The sequence below is a fragment of the Chryseobacterium sp. L12 genome (assembly GCF_056133985.1).
The window spans coordinates 1-20,170 of sequence record NZ_JBVYOF010000015.1 but is presented as its reverse complement, the minus strand read 5'-3'; the positions used below and the strand labels follow the sequence as shown (position 1 = coordinate 20,170).

Genomic DNA, 20,170 nt, shown 5'->3' with positions numbered 1-20,170 from the left:
TGATGGTTGTTGGATTTCACTAAGCACTTTTCAGGCTAAATCTTTTTTAAATTGTTTCGGATAATCGACAGCAGATTTAATAAAGTATTTTGCTTACTTGTGAAAATCTCAGATTTTGTATGTTTCTTTAATTCCTTTGAGGTGGTTTCTCCAATAGAAAAAAGGATAGCACCTTCCAAAGAATTATTTTTTACAAAACTACGAACTCCGCTTGGGCTAAAAAAAACTATTGCGTGATATTTCTCATTTATTACAGGATAAAGTGGTTCTGTTTCATAAACAGTAATTTTTTTATACTCAATATTCTGCAGCGGGAGTTCTCGGTCTAGTACATCTAACGCTAAATTTCCGCAAAAATGAATAAACTTTTCATGTGCGCAGTTTTCGATAATAAAATAAGAGAGTGTTTCTGCATTTTTTAAAACCTTAAAGGTTCCGAAACCGTTTTTACGAAGTTCTTTTTTCGTTTTTTCTCCTACACAGTAGATTTTATTGTAGTTTTTGGCTGTGAAATCTTCGTTTGGCTGAAATTTGTTTTCAAAAAATGCCTTTACCCCGTTTGAACTGGTGAAGATTAAAGATTTATCTTTTAAATCAAAACTTTTTACGGAAAGTGATTTTGTTTTTATTACCTCAATGCATTCAGCCGTAATATCATCTCCCAATTTTTCGGAGATGTATTTTAGGTCTAAATTTTTGGTAAATAAAATGTTCATTATTTAAATTGTATAATTTTAACGTAAAGGTCGCAAAGATTTCTTTTAAGTTATTGAGGATATTTTTCGTTCGCAAGGCGTTACACTCAGCAAAGAGCGTAAAGTTTTTAATATTAATTATGGTTTGTCTTTTAATTTTAGATCAATGACCTGAAGTCTTACTTTATTCATAAAATCTTTTCCCGGATCTTCTTTGCCGGTGAAATAGTTCGGGTCTGATTCTTTCCACAGTTTAGAATTTCTGAAAACGCCATATTCCGAATGACCGATGAGGTATTCTATTTTATATTTTTGAGCTAAATATCTTACTAACTGTGCGTTTGCAGTAACTTGTTTCTCTGTAAGAGGCTGCTTTTTGCTTCCTATATTTTCAACTCCGATGGCACAGTAGTTTAAGCCTATTGTGTGTCTCGCAAACATATTCGGTTCCATCAGCTGATAAATTGTTCCGTCTCTGTCTATGATAAATTGCGATGAAACATTCAGTGTACTTTGCTTTTTTAAAGTATTTCTGGTGTTTTCCAGATGTGTTTTATTGAAATATTTAAAGTTGCTTTCAACGGTTCCGCCTGCAGTGTAATGCAAAACAATCATTTTAGGAATAATGACCGGATTTTTTTGTACTAAGCCATGATGATCCTTCAGATATTCCAGGCTTAACCGCACTCTTTCCTCGTTGTAGCTGATTGGTTTACTGATGATTTTAATTTCACTTTTCTGTGCTGTTGAAAAGCTGCCAATCAACAAAAACAGAAAATAGATCAAGTTTTTCATATCCTTTTATTTCTGATATTGATAATGTCCAGTAATGGTAAAATTAAACAGGCAATCTTCAATTACTTGTCCGCCACCAATATTATGAACAATTAAATATCTTTTTCCGTCAGCAGATTTTTTGTTGACCACAATTCCGATATGCGTTAAATTTCCTGGAAGAAGCCATGTCACAATATCTCCGGGAACATATAATGCAGGATTTTTTTCAATAGGTTTAGATTTGCCGAACTTGGCAAAAAATACCTGCAGATTTGGCACTCTTCTGTGATCAATATTCGTATCTGGTTTTTTCAGACCATATTTTGTAGGATATTTAGAAAAATTTTTCTTCATATCTTCATGTACTTCTTTCTGAAGATCTATTCCCAACTTTCTGTAGGCACGGATGACGACATCTGTACAAACACCCTTGTCTGCAGCCACATCTCCATTAGGATATTTAATTGAGTAATAAGCAGGATCGTAAGTGACTTTATCTTTAGTTAAGCTTAAAGCAGCATCAGACAGTTTTTGTGCAAACGTATTTTGAGCATTTGCAGTAAAAACAAAAAACAAGAAAATAAATACGGAAAAATACTTTTTCATTGGCTTAATTTTGATCGGAAGAATTGGAAAACTCAAAAGTCTGTAATCTTTATTGATCTATTATTAATCGTAATCTTTTTTAACACAAAAGGTCGCAAAGATTCTTTTATATAACAACTGTTTTTGAGTTCTCAAAGGCGTTTGACTCAACAAAGAACTCAAATAGTTTTCAATTATGACAAATTACGGATAACCTTAAATCTTTATAAAAAACTTTTTATAAACAATAAATCTTGAAATATCAGATATGGTTTTTGATTTCAGCCATCAATTCCTTTCCTCCGTTTTCTAAAACTATATTGGCAAATTTTTCACCAAAATTTTCTTCTTTGTTATATTCAAAACTTTCGTCTGTGGCGATGTAATTTTTTCCGTCTAATGAGCAAAGTGCTGCTTTAAAGCGAATCTGGTTCTCTATAATTTCTGCAAAAGCACCAATAGGCGCAGTACAGCCACCTTCGAGTGTACTAAGGAAATTTCTTTCGATCTCTACACAGATTTGTGTTTCTTTATGAGAAATTTGCTTCAGAATATCGTTAATCTCCTTTTTGTCAGAATGTCCGGCAACAGCAATTACACCTTGTGAAGGTGCAGGAATCATCAAAGGGAGCATTTCGTAATCAATATCCATATTCATTCTTTTGATTCCCGCCAATGATAAAAGCGTTGCATCAAAATCCTGTTCTTCAAGTTTTTGGAGACGGGTCTGTATGTTTCCTCTGATGTCTGAAAATTCAGCATCCGGATAATGTTTAAGCCAGAAAGCTCTTCTTCTTAAACTGCTGGTTGCTAATTTAAGCTCGTGAAAGTCTTTATTTTCGGCAGATTTCCTTCTGATGAGAACATCCTGCGGATAATCTCTTTCAAGATAGGCGATCAGCTCGATATTTTCCGGAAGTTTAGTCGGAACATCTTTCAGTGAATGAACTGCAATGTCGATTTCGTCATTCAGCAAAGCCGTATCCAGATCTCTTGTAAAAACACCTGTAATTCCTAAAGAATATAAAGGCTGATTGAGATTTTTGTCTCCGGAAGAAACAATCGGGATGATTTCTGTGAGATAATTGAGGTTTTGCAGATGTCTTGCCACTTCTCTTGCCTGCCAAAGTGCAAGTGCCGAATTTCGGGTTCCTATTCTAATGCTTTTCATTGAATTCTTTATTGGGTTGTTCAACTAAAATTTCGTGCATTAATTTACTAATTTCTTCGGCTTTTAAAGGATTATCAATAATATATTTTGCAAATCGACTGGTAATTTTCTGAATCATCTTGTCAGAAAGCTCCATATCGTTGATATTGACGTATTTATTTTTTCGGTAGAAGTTGTGCATTTCGTTGCGCTCCATATTTTTCAGCACCGCTTTGAAGTGATGAATGTTGGGTGCAAGTTTTCTCTTTTTTTCCCATTCCAGAAAGTCTTTTGCCATTTCTTTAATGATTTTTTCGGCTTTCGGGATTTCTTTTTCTCTTTGCTGAATGGTTTCCTGAATCTGCTTGGAAAGTTCGTCCACATCAATCAAAGTAACATTCTCAAGTTCCGAAACGGCTTTGTCAACATTATTCGGAATCGAAAGATCAATAACCAGAATTTCCTTCCCGTTAAGGTGAGTCTGGTTGATGATTGGTGTTTTTGCTCCGGTTGCCACGATGAGGATATCTGTGTCCTGGAGTTCTTTCTCAAAATTTCCGTAATCAATATTCGGGATGTTGTATTTTTCGGAAATTTTTGCTGCTTTCTCCTGAGTCCGGTTGGCAATTTTGATCTTTGGCTGATAGACATGTTTTACCAGATTTTCCACCGTGTTTTGCCCGATCTCACCAACTCCGAGGAGAAGAATATTTTTTTCGGTAATTCTTTTCTGATTATTTAAAATATAGTGCACCGCTGCATAAGATACAGAAGCGGCACCGTTGGAAATTCCGGTTTCGTTTTTTATTTTTTTGGAAATCTGAATGGCAGAATTGATAGATCTCTCTAAAAACGGATTGGAGTTTTTCCTTTCTTTTTTGAATCGGGCATAGGCTTTTTTGATCTGTCCGATGATTTCAAAATCTCCGATGATCTGACTTTCTAATCCGGCTGCAACCCTGAAAAGATGATTCAGTGCTTCTTCTTTCGTTAAAATATTGGCAAACTGAAGAAAATCTGAAAGATTGACACCAATGGTTTTGCAGTATTCTTCTGCCACGAAGAGATAATTGGAAGTAGTGGTATAAATCTCGGTTCTGTTGCATGTTGAAACCACAAATGCATCTCCCAGATTTTCCTGATGGATTCTTTCAACAAAATTTTTAATATTATCATCAAAAAAAGCAAATTTTCCCCGTGTTTCCACATCTGCCTTTTCATAGCTGATGGATAAAACAGCAAAATTTGATGTCTGATGAATATTATTATACTGTGTCATAATCAGGGGCAAATTTACGGAATTTTTGGCGAATTGTCCTCTGATTGTCTGTATGATAATTATCGTAAAAACCTATGAATTTGAAATGATTTTTATGGAAGTGTATTAATATTTGTACTAATGGAAATTGTTATTAAAAGAGCCATGTTATTGTGGAATTTGTAATTTCTGCTCATCTTTATGTTTTTATAAAGATAAAAAATTACAATTTGAGAAACTTTGTTAAAAGGAAAAGCCACACGAAGGGATTCGTGCGGCAGCGGGGGGCTTCTTCCAGAGTGTCATCAAATAAGTAATTTTTGCTTCATTATTTTTAACAGAAGATATTTAATTAGAATTAAAAAAATACGGCAACTTGTGGTTGCCGTTGAAATTATAATTATTAATAGATTATTTCAAATTATTGAAAGGGCTTTTACCATCTTCTAAATACAACTCAAAAAATTCTAATAAACTGTTCGTTAGTTTTGGAAAAGAGTTTTTTTCTTGACCTTCAACATACCCATAAACGGGAGGATTTTCACCTTCATCGAGTTTGAAAAAAGCAAAAATATAGCCTTGCGATGAAAAAAAGACAAAAATATTATCATTTACTTGTGAAATTAGACTTGTTTTACCATCTTCTTGCAATTGCTCCAATAGACCATCTTTATTAGAGTGATTTCCGTAGATGTTATCGTAGAAAATGGATTCGCCCACAAAACCGCCTCTTGAATAATCATCTTTTCTGTCCATGTCATAACCGAAATTTTCTAGAAATTCTTTGTAACATAAAGGTAATTTTGTTCCAATTTCTTGTTCAATACTATTAATTTGATTTGAAGTACAGCCCTTATATTTTGTGCCCCATTTTTTTAATATTTCTTCAATTTTATTTAAATATTTCATCTTTTAATTTTTTTAAATTATAACTTTTCTTTTACCCAAATTTTAACTATCTCAATATTAGGAAAGTCTTTTTTAAACCTAAGAATAATATCAGCACAATTATCACAAATTTTTAAATCTGAAACAATTTCTATTTTACCTTTTACATGCTTATCATGTTTAAATATATTGTACAAATATTCAATTTGTTTTTGCTCAGTATGGTATTCATAATAAGGAATAGGACCATTTTTATAATGATAATTTTCAGGCTTTAGTTGTGTGAAATTATCAAAATTCTTTGGAGTTCCTTTTGGTTCTCCACTACGAGAATATAAATCTATTTTTTTACCTCCGATTTCACCTTTAGTGAAAGCTACATTTTTACTTTTACCCGCACCAAACCGGTTTCTAATTTTTGCTAACTCATCAATATCTAACTGTGTAGGATTCCGAGTTTTAGGTATAACCAAATCATCTAAATACTCATTCGCCGTTTTTCCCTCTTTTTTTGCTTTTGCCTCAATATCTTTGACAAAATCATCCAAACTTTCTTCTGGTATATCATCAAAATAAGTAATATTTCCTTCTTTATTTTTAATAGAACAGACCTTCTTACCATCTTTTAATTTGGTATCTAATATAATACAATTCCACATATTTCCCATAGCTTCATTTATTTTATTGGACACATATTAAATACACCGTTTTCGTACTTCGTAGGATGAAGACCTATTTTCTCTAAGTATTCTCGTACCTTGGGACTAAAGAAATCTTCGTAGGCTTCTTTAAGAAAATCTCTCAGTTTTTTTCCTACATTAAAAATTTCTTCTATCCAGATTTTTAATTCATCAAAAAGTGCTTTAGCACCCTTTTTCAATTTGATAAAAATCTCACTTACAAAATCAATAAAAGAAACCAATAATCCTCCGGTAAAACTGACTCCCGTAAACATCGCTTCCTTCATTTTTTTAAGGGGACTTCTCATAAAATCAAGTGTTTTATCGATTATTCTAACGACCGCTGCAGTACCTCCGGTAAGTAAGGTTTCAAGGATGATCTCTATAATTAAACCTATAATATATCCTGCATAATAATATACCTGCTCAAGAGAGATATTAGGTTTCTGTGTAGTGATCCACTGATATATTTTTTTGGTTGTAGTTATCTGAAAACTTATCCACTCAAACAGAAATTTATCAATCTCAAATTTTTCAATTGCTTCAGAAAATTGCTCAAAAAATTCTAATACATAATCTGCTACTATTGATGGGTCTTTATGAATGTCTTGTAAAGCGGCTAAACCTTTAAAGAGTAAAGCTATGATTGAAAAAATACCCGCAATAATATCTATCAAGCTATTATAAATCCCACATAGCAATGCATTCACACAACTGATAGATTTGGCTGCTAAAAACTGTAAATATGGTGTGTATTGCTGAAGTTGTCCTTTTAGAGAATCTAATCCACTAAGAAATTTTTGTGAAATTTTATGAAGCGTAGTGGAAAAACTTTCAGGAAGTTTACCATTTATTGTGGAAATAACTTTCGTAAACTCTGCCTTTTTAATATCCACAATCTCAAAGAATTTATCGAATACTCCTTTTATAATATTTTCACCGGCATTAAAGTTTTTTTGAGGTTCATCATAAACAGAGTGATTATAGAAAGGTTTTAGATTGTTCCAAACTATTGGAGGAACAATAAATGGTTTGTAGTTTTCGACTGCTGGATTCCAATCTACTTCCTCAACTCTCAGTTTTTGAATGTTTTTTGCTATTCCTTCTTCAAAAAAGTCTCCTAAACCATCGAATAGCACATCCTGAAAAAATTCAACTATGTTTTTAAAGGTAGAATCTTTCACCTGTAATAACCAGCTTAAAAATGATTCTCTATTTGCCAACACTTCTTTTTCAATAAGATCTTTAAAGTTTTCTGCTGTAATTCGTACATTACGCATATTGACAAGGTACTGCAGCTTAACAATTGGAATTTTAGATGCATCCTTAATTTGCGGAGATACTTTTACCCGCATTATGGTATTTACATTAGAGTCACTATGAATTTCTAGAAAAATATTTACAGATTCTTCTGTAGGAACAAACGAGTTGTACATACTAAGAAGTTGTAAACCATTTTTGGACATATAAATATTTACTACAATATCATCGAACTTAGACTTATAGTTAGGAATAATGACTGGGTCGATCTTTTTCTCATCAATCTGTAGAGTTTCGTCGTCAGTGTAAACATTATAATTATTTGTAGAAATATCTGGAACTCCACCATAAAATTTATCCGCTAATTCTCTCTCGGAATAAGTGGTGAAGATATTTTCTTCTTGGTTTTTTGATAATTCCTTCCATTTATTTTTCGAAAATTTATTAAATGAAGGACGGTTTATATTATTTTCCATTTTCTTTGTTTTTAGTGGTTAAAAAATTCATTATTTGCTTTCAAAAACTTCATGAGGATTATAAGGCAGCACGATAAAGTGCTGCCCAATAATCTCGGGTTTTGCCCGATTCATCATGAAAAATTTTAAAAATATTACACTAAAAACTTAGAAAACGGAGCCTGAATCTCGTATTCTTCAGGTAGTAATGGCTGTCCTTGTTTATCTAAAATTCTTGAAATTCCAAAATCAGGAAGAGGGTAAGTTATTTTTAAATAAGAATCTGCATCTGTTGTAAAGACAAATTTTCGGTCATCAGAATTAATGCTAACTTCTTTAAAATCAAAATTCTTAATGAGTCTCGCATTTACTTTAAATGTAATTCCGTTTTCTCCGGTAGGATAGGCTTCTACACCTTCAATTTGTGAAACTTCTTCGGCAATACGTTTGTAAAGTTTTATTGAAGAATCAGATCCTGTCAATTCATCATCTATTTCAAATGAATTGCCTAAACATTCAAATGTTTTAGGATAAACTCCCGCGTTTTTAAAATCCTGAATTGTCGTAAACGAAACATCATCCATTTCATTAAAGCTAATCTCTATCCACTTATCTGAAGACTGACCAAGCTGATTGTTGTTCAGTGCAAAATTAGTTCCGCACATTTCACCCAACTGATCGTCAAATTTCACTCCTGGTTCGCAATGGCAAGGCAAAGCCTTTTCTACTTTTAAGCCGATAGAATCTGCCTGAAGAATAGTAAGCGAAGTCGGGATTTTCTCTCTCCATGGTTCACCCTGTTTTTTGCCGACTGCAGCACGCATTTCGTCTACAATAGATAAGAATAACGGATCGTCAATCACCGGAACTTCACCGCCGTTCCAGATTTGTCCGGTTGCCATGAAGTGTCTTACAGCTTCTTCAAAACCGGGTCTTACCGTAACGATTACTCTCGCCATACCAGATTGCATAAACGCTCTGAAGGTAGGATCGTTATCATCAAACTGATACATATCTGACCATTTGTTTCTGTCTCCCCAATAAAAAGGGTAGAAGTAATAGCTCATAATGTCCCATTCAAAAGCTTGTTCCATGAATTTCACGAATGCGGCGTACTGATCTAAGGAAGAATCTACTTTTATATCGGTGTTTAGGAAGGTTTCAGCTCCGGAAGTAAACCCGTTATTGTGATATTTTCTTTTACCGAAAGTAAGTTCTGTAAAAGGGTTCTGACTGATCATGTAAGAAATACAATTCTTTCTTAAAATGGTATTCTCAATCTTTCTGTAGAAGTCTGGGTTTGAATCTTTAATCTGTACATCTAAAGCTTTTGCTTCTGCTAAAGCTTGGTTGTATTTGTCTAATTCAATCTCGTAGGCTTCAATGATTTTATTGAAGGTTTTTTGAAGCCATGCGTTTTTGGCTTCCGTAGTTAATTGGCATTTTACATCAAACGACACTACTACAGTATGATAATTTGTAATTCCTAATGACACTGGAATTTCTTCAATGTAGCTGCTAAAAAATCCTCCGTCTGGATTAACCAAAGTATATTGCGATGGTGTTATGTAAAAAGTTCTATGTCCCACTTGAGCATAAATTTGTCTTCCCCATCCATTATTTCCCCCTGGAGCTGCTCCCACACAATGTGCACCAGCACTAACTGCTTTATAGTTTTCAGGAATTTTTATTGATGAAGATTTTGAAGATGCTGTGTTACTTTCTGTAGAGGAGTGATCTAATGTTTTACCAACATTTATAAACTCTGGTTTTTTATCATCTATCTCAACATTATACTTACTGATCCAGTATTTTAGTTTGGTTTCATCAGATAACGCAATGTAATCTTTGATTTGCATTGACGATTCTTCTCTCGGATCTACGGGTTTAACCAATTTTTCTGATTCATCAATCATTTTGATTCCTAAATTGTGAAGCTTGGCAGGTTCAGGAATCATAAACTCAAACATCATACGCTTACCATAATTGTAGATTTGGTTTTTTACCACCTTATCTACCCATCGGTAAACTCCGACAACGTGATTGCTTCCTTTCGTATTATCGAAACCATGTTTATTGTTTTCTTCGTATTCTTCAAGAATCTTGTCGATACGCTCTTCTTTTACTTTGGTAACGATTCTGTCTAAAGCTCTTGCTGTAATGTCTTTGGCTTCTGTTACCGCCTGTCGGTTACTTTCTTCTTTTGAATTGTGAGTAGCGTAACTTGCGTTAGCATTTGCTATAAATCTTGCTTTCTCTGGTCCCCAGCTTGCTTGAAATCCTGTTTGCGCAGCAAAGTCTTTAGATTCCTGTAAAATTTTAGAAATCTCACTTTGCATTTCATGCCTTTCGGTCGTGGTGGTGTCTGTCAGTTTTTCTTTTTCAGACTCTGAAGATTTTGTGGTTTGAGATTCGCTTCTCTTTAATCTTCTGGTTGCACGTTCTTTGTATTCGCGCGCCATGATATTTTCAATATGAGCAACGTCTCCTTCTACATAGCAATAGGTGCTTTGCTCAACCTTTAGATAGTCTGCAACTCCGATATTTTTCATTCCGAATCCGGAAGGGATAAAAGTTTCAATAGTCGGATCTACAGGCGGATTTTCTGTTTCACCCGGATTTCCTTTAGGTGGATTTTCGGGAGGGAGGCATCCGTCTGCGCCACGGAATTGATACTGTTTGGTCATTCTGTCTAAATCATTAGGATCAACAAACAGAGTAACATTAAAATCGTACACAGTGCCATTGGCTGATGTAAACTTCCCTTCTACAACAAACTGCTCAACTACTGTAGTTTGAGAAACTAAAATTTTAGGTATATCAAATAAAAGATATGATCCTCCGCCTAAAGAAGAAAAACTTGTTGAGGAAATTTCAGTATTGTTCACCGTGGCTTTATATTGTGCGGAAACCAGGTCTATATGGTCGTTAAATGCCAATATAAGACTCCATTCAGTTGCACTTCTGGCAAATGTTTTAATACTGAAAGGAATATATCCTGATGAGGATGAATTGGCAGTAACCGGAATTACAACACCTCCGACTTTGGCAGAAACCTGTTGATTGATCACCGTATTGTTCAGTATAGTCTGCTGTAAAACCTGATTATTCTGATGGATGTTATCATGAAGCTCCTGAAATGTACTAATTCCTGATAAAGCTTGCGCTACTGTAGAAGTTCCGAATACTCTGCATAAAGCATTCTGCTCTTGCTGACCGAGCGCTATTCCTATTTCAGAGGGATCAATTTGCGGAGTTTCATAATTAAATTCAAATTCAGGGATTTCAGTATCAGACACGGTAATTTCCATGATTTCTTCCTTGATGCGGTGAAGTTCCATTTCAAGCTCGCTGTTGGCATAGAACTTTTCCGGATCGGCTACGCTCAGCTGTGTAAGATAATTGATTCTGTTTTCCAGGATCTGTTTTCTTCTGTCGGCTTCAGTCGCTTCCTTTTGTATTTCTCTCAAAAGAGGTTTTATGTTCCGCTGATAATCTTTATAGGCTGACTTTTGGGCTTCATCATATTGTGTTCTGTATTTTTTTTCCAGCTTAGATATAGAATCGGCGAGTTTTTGAGTTTCCTTCAGTTGCTGTGTAGCTTCAGCAAATTTCATTGCAGTGCTGTTGAAGGTGGTTCTCTGAGAGTAATTTGTGGAAATTCCTGTAGAATTTGTGGAAGGAATTGTAAATAATTCTTTTGGTAAAACAACTTTTGCTTTCCTTAGGTCTTCAAATGCTTCTTCTGTGCCGTCATAACTTTCAAGAATATGATTCACATGAAGAAACTGCATCAATGTTTCTTTTGCATAAAAATCTTTTTGTGTAACTACCTGATAAATTAAATTATCCCAAATCAGTTTCATATCGGCAATATAAGGGAACGTATTTGAAGCTTTGTAATCATTGATTTTAGTGTCAAATTCAGTTTTTGATACTGTTGATTTATTTCTTGCAACCCATACAGCCAGATCGTGAAAAGCGGGATTGATTGATATTAAATTATCTTCTGAATACATCGTGATAAGCTGTTGCTCATCTATTCTTCTGCAGACAGCCTGTAATGTTTTGTCTGTTGAGATGTGCTCATTGAAAACTCCTTTATGAATTTCTTTTCTGAATACAAATCTTCTTTTTTTGTTTTTAGGATCGGATAATTCCGGGTTTCTCATTGCGGCAAACCTGAAAAGTGTTTGTGAAGAGTTGTTTGTATTTAAATTTGTTGACATTTTAAAATTGTTTTGGTTTTTAAGATTAAAATTTTTGGAAAGTTCTTTTTAGTAGAGCGTTTCCGAATTGCAGCCTTATTTTTTTAAGTGGTTTCAAGCGACAGGATATCCACTCATTTTCTTATTCATCTGTAAGTTTTGTTATTGCAATAATAAGGGGGTGATGCGACAAAACTTGACGCATTATAATTCCGAATTAATTTTTTTTAATTTAAAAAAGCTGCAGAATGATAAGAGCCTTTTTTAATTAATCTCCTTTCAGCAGTAATGTAATATTCTGTGGTTTCTCCTGTACGTATTGTATCAATAGAATGATCCTCTCTTTTTACATTAATCTCAAAAGGAGCGAGATTGGTTACAGTTATCTGTCTTTCAGGGATGAGTTCGGCTTCAAGTTCCAGATATTCTTTTGTATATTCTTCTGTAATAATTACAGTGTTTATTTTACACGAAGCACTTATAGGATAGTCGGGATTGATGAATTCTGCGGTGATTTGTGCCATGCTTTCATTTACGAAATCAGAAGTTGCATAACCTGCTGCAGCGTGATTGCCCCATCCGAAAGCAGAGTTCCAGCTGTTGATTTGTGTAGTATTAACTCCATTAACAGGATGACTTATTGGTATTGCATCAGTTATTCCGTACCCCGCTAGAGTTGTAGGTTTGGAAGTTATTGATGCAAATGTATGAGTGTGATTACTTAATGCGAATTGCGTATTAGACCATTCTCTTGTAGCAATTTCCAACCAATTTGTTGTTCCATTAGAAGTATTTTTTGTTCTAAACCAAAGCCTATGAGCTATTGATGAATTGTGACCATTATTAAAATAAAAGTCAAGATTATTTACATCTCCTTGGTTTGAAAATTTAATATAACCCCCATAGCTTGCTCCAACTGGTGCATCTGAACCTCCCCAAGTAGGTTGACTATACCCCATTATAATACCACCATTAGGTAAATAACTATCTAAAGTAGTTACCCAGCCAGTATTAACATTTTTACCTATTAAATATTCTCTATTAAATGCATCAGTTATCCCATAACCTGATAGAGTTGTAGGTTTGGAAGTTATTGAAGAAAAAGTGTGAATGTGATTAGTTAATGCATAACTATTGCTATCTACAGAACCGTCAGCTTTTAAAAATTGTGATGAAGTACCTCCTGCCTTTGCAATTGACTCAGCCGTAAATTTACCTGTATTATCTATGTAAGCTTGGCTAGATGTTACTGCATCTCCTTGTGGTCTAAAATATAAGTATCCAGTAGACCCTTCACCTGATAATATTAATGAATTACCATTAGTACCTCCAGTTCTAATTCTATTAACATTGAATCTTTTAATTACAAGTTCTCCACTGACAGAACTTATACTGTCGGTTACATCTAAATTGCCAAAAACAAATTGATTACCAGATACGTGTAAGGCATGATCTGTAGATGGTGTAGAAACACCACTGAGTCCGATGCCCACTCTACCATCAGATGTCCATCGTATAGCATTTTTAGTATTATATGTTGCACCACCTAAATAACCATAAGTCAAAGTAACAGTCCCAAGTGTAGTTGCGTTACTATAATTACCATAATGACCAAATGCGTCTACTGTACCATTACTCCCTATAAGTTTTATGAAGTCTACTCCAAATCCACTATTACCGTTAGTTGTAGAATAATCTCTTGTTATTGAAGATGAAAAATTACCTAATCTTATTGAACCAGTCATAGTACCACCAGATAATGGAAGGTAATTAGAAGGATTGAAATTATTTGAATGCCAGATTTTATTCCATGTACCCCAACTATTATTATAATTTTGAAAAAATAAATTATTACCATGTTGAGCCAGTCTATATGATGTATTATTATTTCCTGAATTATCGACATACGGTACTACAGTCATTACTGAACTATATAAACCTACTGATGGGTCAGTTAAACCAATTGCAGAATTATTTTTAAAATCAAACCATACACCTGATTTTAAATCTGTTGAAGGCAATGGGTTTGAATTTCTTGTATCAGAAATTCGTAATGAATTTACATTACCACCGAGTAAACCTTGTCTCGGAACATCAGTAATACCATACTCTGATGCGGTAGTTGGTTTTTCAGTTATGGATGCAAATGTATGACTGTGATTGTTTAATGCGTAAGTATTTGAATCTGTAGAACCATCAGCTTTTAGAAATTGAGATGAAGTACCTTCCTTGTCAGTTAAGATCTTTCTCCATGTAGACCATGAGCTTCCATTATAAATTCTCTTATAAGTAATACCAATATTATATGTGGTATATTCTTGTATTACAGCATTTCCAGTTGTTTTCAATACATTTAATGAACCAGCAAAATTAACAGGATAATTTCTTACAGCCGTCGCATTTAAATCTGATGTTTGATTATAAAACCCTGCGGATGTAATTGTATTTAAGTCTGATGTTAATAAACTAACAGGATTTTTAGGGTTTTGCCCTAAATCTCTAACAAAATTATCATTTACTATGGTAGTTACTAACGTATGACTTGAATTATCAGGATTAATATTTAAAGTATAAGTATCAGGGTTATGTAATGGGTCATTTTGTAACGCTAAAACATCCGTAATAACAGATTTATGATATGAACCAAAATTAGTAGTAAAATTAACTTTTAAATGTAAATTAGCATCATCTTCTTTGTAAAATTCAACATTAATGATTTTTGTGCTATCACCATGTAACCATGTTATTGATGGAACATACCAATTATGGTTATACTTATACATAGTAACTCTAAATGAAATAGTCTGACCGGTATAACCAAATATTGTTACAGTAAATGAACCCATCATAGTTGATGATCCGGGATTTGTTAGTTTAATACCAAAACTTGTAACTGTAATGTTAGCGTGTACTGCATATGTTTTTACTAAGGAAGAACTTGATGTATTTCTAAATGCAGTTGCATCTATTGTTCCTACATTAGCAATATTTTTAGTATTCAGATTTACATTTGTATTTGCTCCTGTATATGGAATATACTTTGCATCAGCACCAGTAACAGTGGCAAAATCTGTTACTGGTCTATCTGTTCCATCACCTAAAAGTATTCTGCTACCATTTGAACCATCCTTTTTAAAGCCTTGAGCAAATACATATCGTGAAGCAGTATTATCAGAATTTCTGAATCTGAAATTACCAACCCCATCAAAGTGCATTGTTGCAACGTCCGTTCCTGCTTTGTAAAAAGTTACTCCCGGATTAGATCCATCATTTGAATATAATCTCAAGCTATGATTATTGTATCCGCTTCCGCCGATAGTAAAAAAAGATTTTTTGCCGTTGATAAATTGATTATCATTCAGATTCATCAGATTCTCATCAGCATTTAGCCGGATATACTCAGAACCACTCCATCTGTATTGAGAATTATCGCTGGTAGTGATATAAATTTTGCTTTTTTCTCCGGGATTGGGTAAACTTTCCAAAGAATTAAATTCTAAAACATCATCCACATAACTTGGGAGTTGAGAAGACGGGATTTTACCATCAATGAGATCTGCTTTCTTACTTAGCTTTTGATCTGTACCTTGGGGAAACTGCCTGTTTGTATGCCAGTAAGCGTCCAGTCCGTTCCAGAACGTATCCGTGTCCGGAATGTTGTCTGGATCGAAATCGAAATTAAGTTCTTCATTTTCTGCCATTTTTTATTATTTTTGTTAAGGTTTTTAAGATTAAAATTTTTGAAGTTTCTTTTTAGTAGAAAGCTTCATATTTTAGCCTTTATTTTTTAAGGTGGTGTCCGGCAAAGGATATCCACCTTTATTTTTAATGAGTAAAATCATTGTAAAATCGTTTAGGATTAGACGTATTTATTTCTGCCCGGCATATAAAAGGATGCTGAGTTAAAAAAAATATCAAAAAATTTAGCTGTAATTATTTCATTATGAATCAGGCTGGATTAATCGTCATCTTCAAGAATATCATTTTCAAAATCCTCTTTGAAAAAACTTTCAATCTCGCTCAGATAATTTTCATAATCCGGTTCTTCATTTTCAATCTCGTTCCAGGTAATAGTGTAGGAAGTATCTTCTATCGACACTTCAGGATTGTAATTATTGTTTTCCATATTTGATAAGTTTTTTTGAAAATATTTTTTCGTCAGTTTAATAGATTGTTTGTGTTTAAACTGTTGGTTTCAAAAGTAAAATGGCAATACGACAAAACTTGACTTGTTATAATTTATTTGTAGAAAAATTTTAGATTCTCATGTATAAGTCTTTTGCCTTATTTAAGTGTATTATAAGCAAAAAAGATTATATTTTGTTTTTAATCAGTTTTTGTACAATTTGATTTAAGGTTTCTTTATGATCATCTATATAGCTCAATCCTGCCTGTACAAGGCTTTCTATATTTGATCTCCTTACATTATCCATAGCAGGTGAAGCGTTCTTCAACGAAGGATTTAGTCGGTAATAATTTTTTTGGTTTCTCAATCCTAATGTCTGAAACATTTGTGTAAGCTGATAATCTACCGTTTCAGCGTTCGCAGACATCAGAATGTCAATGATAGGGTTTACCCAGCCAATTTTTCCGGCTTTCTCTAGTTTTTTAAATGAATAGGATTTTGCTTCAATTCCAGTTCCTATTGAAACGATAATCATGTCTTTTACGGTCGGATAATTAGCCTTTTGATGATTTTTCAGAACTTCTGCAAAAGGAATTTTTCTTGCTTCAGCATAAGCACACAAAGCAGGATTATTGGCAAACATTCCGCCGTCAATGAGACTGAAAATTTGTCCGTACATTGATTTGATCTGTACTGGCGTGAAGTAAGTAGGAGCTGCTGAAGTAGCCCTGCAAACATCTTTTACATAAAAATTATCAGTATTTACCCTTGCTTTCCAGGAATTGAAAAGTTTGGCTCTCCGGTTTTCAATATCGTAACTTGTAATTAAGCAGGGCTTTATTAATTCCTTTAGTTCCAGATTTCCAAAAAAATCATTAAGGTTTTTTTCTAAAGCTTCCTGAGAAATTTTTTCGTTTAAAAGACCAAAAGGATTTACCAGTTTTTCCCAAAAGGAAACCTGAAATATGTCGCCGCCTTTTTCGGAGTAAAGTTCCAATCCTTTCTGGATGGAATATTTCGCTTTTCTATGTTCATCAGGACAAAGAATAATGGAGGCAATCAGTGCTCCGGTACTGCTTCCTGCAACAAGATCAAAGTAATCACCGAGTTTTGCGCCTGGTTTGTCGTATATCTGAAGCTGCTCTTCGATATAACGCAGAATGATGCATGTTATAATTCCCCGAATGCCGCCGCCGTCTAATGAAAGTAATGTTGTCTTTTTCATTTTTTCTACTTTTTGGTAAAGCAAAAGTAGGAGCGTGAAGCGACAAAACTTGACGTGTTTAAAATAATTTCGAAAAATAAAAAGAAACCCTCTTAAAGATCAATTAATTGTCTGTGAGAGGGTTGTGTGGAGGTTTTAAGAAAATTTCTTAAAGATGAGTGTTGCATTATGTCCGCCAAATCCAAAGGCATTGCTTAAGGCATAATTAATGTTTTTTTCTTTCGCTTCACCAAAAACAATATGAATATCTTTAGGGATATTTTCGTCTATTGTATGAAGATTTATGGTTGGCGGAATAATTCCGTTTTCAATAGCTTTAATAGAAAGGATAGCTTCAGCTGCTCCGGCTGCTCCTAATAAATGTCCGGTCATAGATTTCGTAGCACTGATGTCAAGATTTTTACTTCCTTTGAATAATTTATTTATTCCATTCAGCTCAACCAGATCTCCTAATGGAGTAGAGGTAGCATGAGGGTTTATATAGTCAATATCTTCAGTATTAATTTGCGCTTCTTTCAGGGCTAGCTGCATTGCTTTGATGGCTCCGGTTCCTTCAGGATGAGGTGCTGTCATGTGATACGCATCGGCGGTCATCGCCGCACCTGCCAATTCTGCATAAATTTTTGCACCTCTTGCTTTTGCGTGTTCGTATTCTTCCAAAATTAATGCTCCTGCGCCTTCTCCCATTACAAAACCGTCTCTGTCTTTATCATAAGGCCGGCTTGCTGTGGCAAAATCATCGTTTCTTACAGACATCGCCTTCATTACTGAAAAACCACCCACAGAAGCAGGAGTAATCGCTGCTTCAGATCCTCCGCTTACAATCACTTTAGCTTTTCCTAATCTGATGTAATTGAAGGCATCCATCAGAGAAGTATTTCCCGTTGCGCAGGCTGAAATGGTTGTATAATTGATTCCCTGAAGCCCGAATTTCATAGAAATCATTCCCGAAGCCATATTGGCAATAAACTTAGGGACAAAAAACGGATTAAACCTTGGGGTTCCATCTCCTTTAGTGAATTCCATTACCTCGCTTTCAAAAGTCCACATTCCTCCCTGTCCGGTTCCCCAGATAACTCCAATATCAAAAGGATCCATCTTTTCAACTTCAAGACCGGAATCTTTCAAGGCTTCAGCAGTAGAGTACATAGCGTATTGTGAAAAAAGATCACTTCTTTTGATCTCCTGATGAGTTAAATGAACTTTCGGATCAAAATTTTTAACTTCACAGGCAAATTTTACTTTAAATTTTTCGGTATCGAAATGGGTTATTGTATTGGCACCGCTTACCCCGTTAATACTGTTTTGCCAAAATTCTTCTACATTGTTTCCTAAAGGCGTTACTGCGCCCAAACCTGTAATGACAACTCTTTTCATTAATTATTGATTTTAAATAAATTTGAGGTTCCTCTTGCAATGATGCGTGTTTTATCTGCATTCCAGATTTCACATTCGGCATTTACAAACTGTTTGCCTCTTTTGATGATTTTTGTTTCTGCTATAATATGATCATGTTCTTTGGCTGTTGAGAAATAATCTATATTGTTGTTGATGGTTACAATAAAGTTTTTTTCGTTAAGTGAAAACATAGTGGCTCCGATAACATCGTCAAAAATTGCCGCTGTAACTCCGCCGTGAAGATTTCCCATCGGATTTAGCCATTCATGTCTTACGGTATAGCGAAATTCCAGATGCCCTTCTTCAGCCAAAATCACAACAGGATTCAGCCATTTCATAAATGGGGAAGGAGATTCTGTAAACTCTTTTCCGATATGCTGTTTTAATATTTTTAATTTATCCATGTATTTTATGAGTGTATTTTGAGTTCCTGTTCTGTAATTTGAGAAATTTTGTCTAACGCAAGATGAAGGTATTTTTCGTCATCCATTGTTTTGGCTAAAAGAATACCGCCTTCAATCATCATTATAAATTGAGCTGCATATTCTTCAGCAACGATTTCAGAATTAAATTCATGGATGTTCTGCCCTTTTTTGATGATCTCTGAAATGGTTCCTATCCAGTCGCTAAATGAAATCTGTACCTGCTTTTTCAATTCTGGAAAGGTGTCGTCACATTCCGTAGCAGCATTCAGTAAAGGACAGCCACCATTTTGAAAAACTGTTGTCCAGTTGTTTCGGTAAAAGGATAGAAAAGCGTTAAGTTTTTCTGTCATGTTCAGAAATTCTTTATCCAGAGACTGAGCTACATTTTTTTTAAGATTAGAAGCATTATAATGATAGACTTCAAGGGCAACCTGATCTTTATTTTTAAAATTACCGTAGATACTTCCCTTGGTTAGACCGGTCGCAGTACTAATGTCTGAAAGGGATGTAGAAGCATATCCTTTGATATTAAACAAAGTGGATGTTTTTTCAATGATGAACTGTTTGGTCTTTTCTGCTTTTGACATTTTTGCTGAACTGATGCAAAGATACAAAAATATACCAATCGGTATTTTTTATTTCAAATAAATCTGAAAGATAGAATTCGGATCATTTTATAGAAAAATGTTGATGAATAGGATAAAAAATCCCACTCCGGATGAAGTGGGATTTGTCTGGAATAATAATTTGAAAAAGAACTCCGAAAGAGTTCAATTAATATTTAAGCTAAAGCAGCATTCAAAGTAATCTCAAAATTAAAAGCAGCACTCACAGGGCAGCCTTCTTCTGCAATTTTCGCATATTTTTGAAACTCTTCCTCTGTAATTCCCGGAACTTTTGCGGTTAAAGTCAGTTCAGATTTTGTAATTTTCCCAACACTCGGATCTAAAGTAACGTGAGTTCGATTTAAGACGCAATCAATCTATCTTGCTCAATAATGTCCCCCTTGGTGCTTATTGATGGTTTTTTATCAAAGAACG

The 20,170-nt window shown here is 34.3% G+C and carries 16 protein-coding genes; all 16 read right to left on the bottom strand.

Features of this window, described 5'->3' with window-relative positions; translation table 11 throughout:
* Positions 1–35 precede the first annotated feature (35 nt).
* The 16 genes from AC0NBN_RS09215 to AC0NBN_RS09140 all read right to left on the bottom strand — a co-directional run bounded on the left by AC0NBN_RS09215 (position 36) and on the right by AC0NBN_RS09140 (position 20,112).
* Positions 36–716, bottom strand: coding sequence for a uroporphyrinogen-III synthase (locus tag AC0NBN_RS09215; protein WP_160812573.1), 681 nt, complete (start codon positions 714–716; stop codon positions 36–38).
* Positions 717–833: 117 nt separating this feature from the next.
* Positions 834–1,490, bottom strand: coding sequence for a peptidoglycan recognition protein family protein (locus AC0NBN_RS09210; RefSeq protein WP_143883173.1), 657 nt, complete (start codon positions 1,488–1,490; stop codon positions 834–836).
* Between the two features lie 6 nt (positions 1,491–1,496).
* Positions 1,497–2,078, bottom strand: coding sequence for a DUF1287 domain-containing protein (locus tag AC0NBN_RS09205; RefSeq protein WP_160812572.1), 582 nt, complete (start codon positions 2,076–2,078; stop codon positions 1,497–1,499).
* 241 nt (positions 2,079–2,319) lie between these two features.
* Positions 2,320–3,228, bottom strand: a complete 909-nt coding sequence (gene hemC, locus AC0NBN_RS09200; RefSeq protein WP_160812571.1) for a hydroxymethylbilane synthase — start codon at positions 3,226–3,228, stop codon at positions 2,320–2,322.
* The gene (hemA, locus tag AC0NBN_RS09195) at positions 3,215–4,486 is read right to left on the bottom strand and encodes a glutamyl-tRNA reductase (protein ID WP_160812570.1); all 1,272 of its coding nucleotides are present in this window, start codon (positions 4,484–4,486) and stop codon (positions 3,215–3,217) included. Before hemA ends, hemC begins: the two co-directional genes overlap by 14 nt.
* A 390-nt stretch (positions 4,487–4,876) precedes the next feature.
* Positions 4,877–5,374, bottom strand: a complete 498-nt coding sequence (locus tag AC0NBN_RS09190) for an SMI1/KNR4 family protein (protein ID WP_160812569.1) — start codon at positions 5,372–5,374, stop codon at positions 4,877–4,879.
* A 17-nt stretch (positions 5,375–5,391) separates the two neighbouring features.
* Entirely contained in the window at positions 5,392–6,021 is a 630-nt protein-coding gene (locus tag AC0NBN_RS09185) for a deaminase domain-containing protein (RefSeq protein ID WP_160812568.1), read from the bottom strand.
* 8 nt (positions 6,022–6,029) lie between these two features.
* The gene (locus tag AC0NBN_RS09180; RefSeq protein WP_160812567.1) at positions 6,030–7,769 is read right to left on the bottom strand and encodes a hypothetical protein; all 1,740 of its coding nucleotides are present in this window, start codon (positions 7,767–7,769) and stop codon (positions 6,030–6,032) included.
* Between the two features lie 134 nt (positions 7,770–7,903).
* A complete protein-coding gene (locus tag AC0NBN_RS09175) occupies positions 7,904–11,977 on the bottom strand; it encodes a coiled-coil domain-containing protein (protein ID WP_160812566.1) in 4,074 nt (1,357 codons plus the stop codon).
* A 206-nt stretch (positions 11,978–12,183) separates the two neighbouring features.
* The gene (locus AC0NBN_RS09170; RefSeq protein WP_474468218.1) at positions 12,184–15,657 is read right to left on the bottom strand and encodes a pyocin knob domain-containing protein; all 3,474 of its coding nucleotides are present in this window, start codon (positions 15,655–15,657) and stop codon (positions 12,184–12,186) included.
* Between the two features lie 257 nt (positions 15,658–15,914).
* Complete coding sequence (locus AC0NBN_RS09165) at positions 15,915–16,082, bottom strand: hypothetical protein (RefSeq protein ID WP_160812565.1); 168 nt, start codon at positions 16,080–16,082, stop codon at positions 15,915–15,917.
* Positions 16,083–16,269: 187 nt separating this feature from the next.
* Positions 16,270–17,307 (bottom strand): patatin-like phospholipase family protein, encoded by a 1,038-nt coding sequence (locus AC0NBN_RS09160; RefSeq protein WP_160812564.1) that lies wholly within the window; start codon positions 17,305–17,307, stop codon positions 16,270–16,272.
* A gap of 135 nt (positions 17,308–17,442) precedes the next feature.
* Positions 17,443–18,684 carry a beta-ketoacyl-ACP synthase II gene (gene fabF / locus AC0NBN_RS09155; RefSeq protein ID WP_160812563.1) on the bottom strand — a complete coding sequence of 414 codons (1,242 nt, stop codon included), beginning with the start codon at positions 18,682–18,684 and terminating at the stop codon, positions 17,443–17,445.
* Positions 18,684–19,109, bottom strand: coding sequence for a PaaI family thioesterase (locus tag AC0NBN_RS09150; protein WP_160812562.1), 426 nt, complete (start codon positions 19,107–19,109; stop codon positions 18,684–18,686). The genes fabF and AC0NBN_RS09150 overlap by 1 nt, the downstream gene beginning before the upstream one ends.
* Positions 19,110–19,114: 5 nt before the next feature.
* A complete protein-coding gene (locus AC0NBN_RS09145; RefSeq protein ID WP_160812561.1) occupies positions 19,115–19,717 on the bottom strand; it encodes a TetR/AcrR family transcriptional regulator in 603 nt (200 codons plus the stop codon).
* A 194-nt stretch (positions 19,718–19,911) separates the two neighbouring features.
* The gene (locus tag AC0NBN_RS09140; RefSeq protein WP_474468256.1) at positions 19,912–20,112 is read right to left on the bottom strand and encodes an OsmC family protein; all 201 of its coding nucleotides are present in this window, start codon (positions 20,110–20,112) and stop codon (positions 19,912–19,914) included.
* Between the last annotated feature and the right edge of the window lie 58 nt (positions 20,113–20,170).